The sequence below is a fragment of the Burkholderia sp. YHN3-13 genome (assembly GCF_055810675.1).
In genome coordinates, this window is the sequence record NZ_JBVVNQ010000065.1 from 1 (window position 1) to 1,812 (window position 1,812).

Sequence of the window (1,812 nt, forward strand, 5' to 3'; positions counted from 1 at the left end):
TTGTAGCCGCCGTAGTCGTCACACACCAGCTTGCCACGCCACGCTCCCAGAAAGGCGCGCGCATGTTCGCCAGCGCGGCTGTCAGCGAAGTCGTAGATTACCGCTTTCAGGTCGCTGAACTGTGTCGTGCTATACGCCCACAGGTAAGCACGATGCGTTTTGCCTTTGCCCGGCGCGAGCATTTGCACGGGCGTTTCATCAGCGTGCAGCACTGCCTGTTGCAGTACTTCTTTGCCCAGCGCATCGACCAACGGTTGCAAGTGCACACCACACGCGCCCACCCAGGCACCCAGCGTCGATCGAGGAATCGCCAGACCGGCACGTGCAAAGATGCGTTCCTGCCGATACAACGGTAAATGATCACTATATTTGGCGACCAGCACCTGCGCCAGCAGACCAGCGGTCGGGATACCTTTGTCGATCACATGGGGTGGCACGGGAGCTTGCACGAGCGTGTCGCATGCCTCGCATACCCATTTGCCGCGGATATGACGCTCGACCGTGAACACGCCTGGCGTATAGTCCAGCTTCTCGCTGATGTCTTCGCCGATACGGACGCGTTCACAACCACACGTGCAGCCGGGGCTGTCCGGCTCGTGACGAATATCGATGCGAGGCAGCTCCGGCGGCAACGGCATCCGCTTCGGCTGTTGACGGGGCGCCCGAGCCTGTTGGTCGGACTTCAGATCCTGCAACTCGAGCCCGATGGCCGCCAGATCCCCGTCAACCGATTCCTCGAGTAAGCTCAGCTGCTCTTTGTTGAGTTGCTCGCTTCGCTTGCCGAACTGCTGACGCTTGATGATCGACAGCTCGTGCGTAAGCTGGTCGATACGGGTCTGCCGATACTGCAGTTCCCGTTCTTTTTCAGCGATCTCGACCATCAGTTTCGCGTTCAAAGCGCGAATCTGTTCGGTGCTTAGAGAATCGAGGCCGGCCGGGATGTCCATGCCAACCAGTCTGCCAGACAGGCGCCCGATCCGGAAGTGAGACAGTTTACGTCCTCACGGATTTCACACCACAGTAATCGCATGCTCGGGGGTGAGCGTGCGCCACGGCAGCCCTGTCACGAGCGCCTGGAGCTGCTCTGGATTGAGACCGACGCTCACCGCTTGCTCGCCGTTGGTCCAGATGAATCGCCCCTTGTTCAGCCGCCGGGCAGCCAACCAAATCCCAAAACCGTCGTACACCAACACCTTCATCCGTGTCGAATGACGATTCGCGAACAAATAGGCGTGGTGCGGCCTCACCGCGCCGAACACCTTGACTACGCGCGCCAACAACGTATCCGCACCAGCGCGCATGTCGATCGGCTCCGTCGCCATCCAAATGGCCTCAATCCGAATCAACGCAGCCATCCCTGCAGCCACGTCGCGCAGTCACTCGCGGCCGATAACGGCCAACGTACCGTGACCGTCGTCGCGCCTCGCCGCACCTCAAGTTCGATGTGACCCGCATCCGCAGCCGGCCCCGGCAACTGCAGCGGCACAAATTCCGGCGAGGGAGCATCCAGCTCTCGACGAGCGGCTTCTGCGGCATCTCGCTCCTCCTGTGTCGCCACCCAGCCGCGAAGCAGGTTCGCATTCAGTCGGTAATGTAGCGCCACCGCAGCAATCGACACGTTTGGCTGCATCGCCGCACGAATGACCTTCTCTTTGAATTCCTTGCTATGTCTACGGCGCCGCGTCGGCTGCACCACATCCTCAACAACTTCGACGTCTTCCATCATGTACACCTGTCCATTTAAAATTTGAATGGACATGATCGTCGGGCGGCACGACTTGCCGATCAAGATGCCTTCGCCGGGCGCTTACG

The 1,812-nt window shown here is 60.1% G+C and carries 3 protein-coding genes; all 3 read right to left on the bottom strand.

The window, feature by feature from the left end; translation table 11 throughout:
• On the bottom strand, positions 1–947 hold a 947-nt coding region (tnpC, locus tag AC0KUR_RS37815; RefSeq protein WP_473377379.1), incomplete at its 3' end, for an IS66 family transposase.
• Positions 948–1,010: 63 nt separating this feature from the next.
• Positions 1,011–1,355 carry an IS66 family insertion sequence element accessory protein TnpB gene (gene tnpB, locus AC0KUR_RS37820; protein WP_473377380.1) on the bottom strand — a complete coding sequence of 115 codons (345 nt, stop codon included), beginning with the start codon at positions 1,353–1,355 and terminating at the stop codon, positions 1,011–1,013.
• Positions 1,343–1,789, bottom strand: a complete 447-nt coding sequence (locus AC0KUR_RS37825) for a transposase (protein ID WP_473377381.1) — start codon at positions 1,787–1,789, stop codon at positions 1,343–1,345. Before AC0KUR_RS37825 ends, tnpB begins: the two co-directional genes overlap by 13 nt.
• Between the last annotated feature and the right edge of the window lie 23 nt (positions 1,790–1,812).

Excerpts from the sequence above, each read along its gene's own strand:
- tnpB (WP_473377380.1), bottom strand. The coding sequence starts at position 1,355 with ATGGCTGCGTTGATTCGGATTGAGGCCATTTGGATGGCGACGGAGCCG.